Genomic DNA, 4,152 nt, shown 5'->3' with positions numbered 1-4,152 from the left:
ATTCCAGAAGGGAGGTATAATCCTGCCCTCCTGCTATTCTTTCACACACGGCTTATCGCTCTTTACAGCATCTTTAAATCCAATTGACGAAGGTACAGGAAACGTACAATAAGAAAGGAAAAGAATTGGATTGCCCAAAAGCAAAGCATAATCTGAATAAGCGTAAGATGAAAGGGTGCTACATTTATTCCAGATGGTTCTGACATAAATAAACAAAGCACTACTCCTACGGATGATACGACTAATGGCAGAAGAAATAGGAAAGCAATTTGTCTGGATGCAGCTCGTCTCATTTCCCTTGAGTTTAGTCCGATTTTCGATAAAGCTCGGTATATTTCCTCATCCCGTTGAAGATCTACATACAATCTGAAATACAACAGACTTACTGTGCTTGCCAACATAATAATGGCGATAAATCCGCCAATAAATTCACTAATATTCAGATCCATCTCCGATGTCAAATAATCCACTGCTCTAGAGTTAAGCACCCCTTTATTCACCTTGTTGGCCAACACGGAATACAACCATATCTCCTGTTGAGTTTCAGAAGTTTCTAATGAAAGTTGACCATTCTTCCATTTTGGCACAAAATAATAAACAGATTTGTATGCTAATGGAACATTGAAGTACCGTTGTTCAACTAAATGGTCGTAAGTTCGATCTGAAACAACAAGTAACCTTCCTAGTTCAGAGATGATGTTTTCAACAAACTTTGTGCTATGGTCTATCTTCTGAGTATCCATAATCTGAATATTCATAATCTGAGATTTTCCTTGATTGTAAGTTAGCTTTTTTTCAAAAAAGGTTTTCTGTTCTTCTAAAGACATTCCATTAGAATCAAAAATGAAAAAGCCTTGATGATCCCGAAGTGCGGCTGTCTGTTTTAGTTCCTTAAACCTGGAAGTAAGAGCTTCATAGTTGGATTGTTTCATCACAGGTGCGAACTGTTCACGAAAGGGAAAGATCAGTATTTCACTTTTCGAATAATCCACCCCAGCCGTATAAAGATTTTGGTCAATCTCTTTTTCAAGCTCTCTAGAACTTACAACATCAGAAGAAAGTGCAAATGAATAAGATTGCTCCCTTAGAAATCTTTTTTGCTGCTGCATGGAGTCAAAAGTTGACGCTGCTCCTACACAGGAAATGATAGAAATTAAGGTAATCAATGAAAATAACCCAGCATTATTCCTAATTTTGTATGTGATCTCAGATAACCATAACAAACGTGTTCCGCTCCAAGACCATTTCCTGTTAGCTCTAAGCAGTTGAATGAATAGTACACATAATTGAGTATAAAATAAGTAAGTACCAATAAACCCCATTACAATTGTGTATTTAAATGTGTCTCCAACCGAATAGTGCAATATATAAAAAGAAAGAGTCCCTAAACGATACGGTGCCAGATAAATGTATGGTGGAAAATCAAGCTTCATTAAATATACAGCCGCTCCTATTAACGCTATTGCAAGAAAGGAAAGACTCCATGAAGCTTTTAATTCCTTTTTGAGCTGTGGAACCTTGTTAAAAAGCTGCTGTAATTTAAAATGGCGTATGAAGAAAACAGACACAAGTGAGATCAATATAAACAAAAACATAAAGCCACTTCCTGTGAAAGCCAGTGCTTTCCAAGGAAAATAAAACGTTAAATACATTCCTATGACATTGGAGCCCAAAAGCAGAAAGAATTTCGCTGAAATAAATCCTCCGATAATCCCAGTAACCAAGGATAAAAAACCTATAATTAGATTTTCATATGCCACCAAAAAATAAATTTGTCTGTGATGTGTCCCTAAAATGGTCAGTATACCCAATTCTTTCTTACGTGCAGCAACAAAGATATGGTTTGTGTATAATACGAAAAAAAAGGAAAATACAAAAATCAACAGATCAGCAACTTGTAATCCTTTTTTTACATTAGCTGCTGTGATTGCATTTGAGACATCCGGGTGAAAAATAAATATCGCATATACGAAAAAAATCGAAATCATCAATGAACTGCTTAAATAATAAGGTACATAAGCACGTACATTGCGTTTGAGATTATTCCATGCTAACAGACGAAAGCTCATGTGCATGTCTACTTCCCCCCAAAAAGGAGAGCATATCTATGATTTCCTGAAAAAATATTTGCTGACTATGACTACGGTGGATTTCATTATATAACTCACCATCTTTTATAAAAATTACCCGATCACAATAACTAGCTTCCATTGCACCGTGTGTTACCAGCACGATTGTGGAATAATCTACACGGTGGATAAGTCCCAGCATTTCCATCACAACACGTGAAGACTTGGAATCGAGATTTCCAGTGGGTTCATCTGCGAGCAGGAGTGAAGGAGAGTGAATAATAGCCCTACCAATGGCTGCCCGTTGCTTTTGTCCCCCTGACACCTCATAAGGCCGTTTATCCAAAACATCAAAAATATCCAGTTTCTTCGCTACCTCTTCCAGTTTAAGCTCCATTTCCTTTAATCCTTTTTTATTCAGCATCAGAGGAAACAGTATGTTCTCTCCCAAAGTGAGGGTTTCCAGCAAATTAAAGTCCTGAAATACAAGTCCCAGCTCTTTGCGACGAAATAAAGCCAGCTTATCCTTCTTGAGCTGATTTAGATTTTCACCTTTAATGCAAACCTCGCCAGAAGTCGGCATATCAATGGTCGAAATCATGTTTAATAATGTGGTCTTCCCACTACCAGACGGCCCCATAATACCAACAAACTCACCTTGTTTGATCGTTAAATGGATGTTGTTAAGGGCTCGGTAGGGAACCTTGCCATAATATATTTTGGCGACTTGATCCATTCGTACAATCTCCATAATTCATTCCTTTCCTTTTTCTATGTTATGATCATAATCCATCCAGACAAGTGAAGCGATCGATTAACATTACAAAAACCTTAAATGTGTTGTAAGGTTTCTCATTGGTGAATTGAAAACAGGATTTGAACCGTTGTCCCTTCACCAACTGTCGATTTCAGTTGAATATCATGATTCAGTCTTTTGCAGATTTCAGACACCAAATAGAGTCCCATCCCGGTTGATTCACGATACTTCCGCCCATTTTCACCTGTATAATAAGCCTCAAATACCCGTTCTACATCTTTTTTAGGGATACCAATCCCCTCATCCTGTACTTCCAACACAATGACATGCTCTCTTACGTCAGACATTAGTTTCAGACTGTGGGCATGACCTGAAGAGTATTTCACCGCATTGGTCACCAATTGGTTAATTATGAATCTTAGCCACTTGGCATCGGTAATCACACTCAACTGCTCGTCCACTTCATTGGAAGGATAAATTTCGTTGCGAATCAATAATCTTTTGTTATCATAAATCACATCACTAACCAGTTTTCGTAATACAACAGGCTCCACATGAAAGTCAGGTTCAAAGGATTCCAATCGTGACATATACAAAATCATGTCCAGTCCTTTTCCCATTCGATCAATCTCATCGTGTATCTGATCCGATTCGGGATCTATTTTTCCTTTAAGGATTAAATGAATAACAGAAAGAGGAGTTTTCATCTGGTGAACCCACTGATTGATAAACGTAATATGATCGCGCTGCTGATGCTCTAACTGATGAATTCGGGACTGATACAATCGATAATATTGTAAAAGCAAATGTTGCAAAGAAGAGGCTAACGGATTAAGTACCTTCATCTGAATAAGCTCATCTAAATCTCTAATGTTTGCAGTGGATAATATGCGATATAAACCAGAGTACATGACATACCGGAAGAGCAAATAAACCAGCAATATGGAGGCCCCAAAAAAGACGGAATACAGGGCCGTCGACCAGTTACGGTAACCATCCATCCAATAGATACTTAACACAAGAAAAAGTTGAATGATATTAAAAATCACCAGCGAAAAATGGTCACGCCAAAAAAGCTTCACTGTTCTTCCTCCTCAGTCAAGTGAAGCCGATAGCCAGCCCCTCTAACCGTCTCTATGATATCCCCTAGTCCCAGCTCACTCAGCTTTTTGCGGACCCGAGTGACATAAACATTCAGTGTGTTTTCGCCCACATATTGGTGATCATCCCATAAAGCCTCTAAGAGATGAACTCTACCCACAACCTGCTTAGGATACGTCATCAATAGCTCTAGCAGTGCTGCTTCCTTCTGGCTAATTTCTACCT

The 4,152-nt window shown here is 38.3% G+C and carries 4 protein-coding genes; all 4 read right to left on the bottom strand.

Features of this window, described 5'->3' with window-relative positions; all coding sequences use genetic code 11:
- Nucleotides 1–62 precede the first annotated feature (62 nt).
- Nucleotides 63–2,075, bottom strand: coding sequence for an FtsX-like permease family protein (locus tag GRP75_RS20260; RefSeq protein WP_160790191.1), 2,013 nt, complete (start codon nucleotides 2,073–2,075; stop codon nucleotides 63–65).
- Nucleotides 2,041–2,820: an ABC transporter ATP-binding protein gene (locus GRP75_RS20255; RefSeq protein ID WP_160790190.1), complete on the bottom strand. Its 780-nt coding sequence runs from the start codon at nucleotides 2,818–2,820 to the stop codon at nucleotides 2,041–2,043. The genes GRP75_RS20260 and GRP75_RS20255 overlap by 35 nt, the downstream gene beginning before the upstream one ends.
- Before the next feature lie 101 nt (nucleotides 2,821–2,921).
- Nucleotides 2,922–3,908 (bottom strand): ATP-binding protein, encoded by a 987-nt coding sequence (locus GRP75_RS20250; RefSeq protein ID WP_160790189.1) that lies wholly within the window; start codon nucleotides 3,906–3,908, stop codon nucleotides 2,922–2,924.
- On the bottom strand, nucleotides 3,905–4,152 hold a 248-nt coding region (locus GRP75_RS20245), incomplete at its 5' end, for a winged helix-turn-helix domain-containing protein (RefSeq protein WP_160790188.1). The genes GRP75_RS20250 and GRP75_RS20245, both read right to left, overlap by 4 nt.

Source organism: Paenibacillus sp. OT2-17 (genome assembly GCF_009827695.1).
Classification (GTDB): Bacteria; Bacillota; Bacilli; order Paenibacillales; family Paenibacillaceae; genus Paenibacillus; species Paenibacillus polymyxa_B.
Note: the sequence above shows the minus strand (reverse complement) of the source record. Positions and strands in the feature narration are given on the sequence as shown.

Coding starts and splice junctions, on each gene's coding strand:
- GRP75_RS20260 (WP_160790191.1), bottom strand. CDS start 2,075: ATGCACATGAGCTTTCGTCTGTTAGCATGGAATAATCTCAAACGCAAT.
- GRP75_RS20255 (WP_160790190.1), bottom strand. CDS start 2,820: ATGGAGATTGTACGAATGGATCAAGTCGCCAAAATATATTATGGCAAG.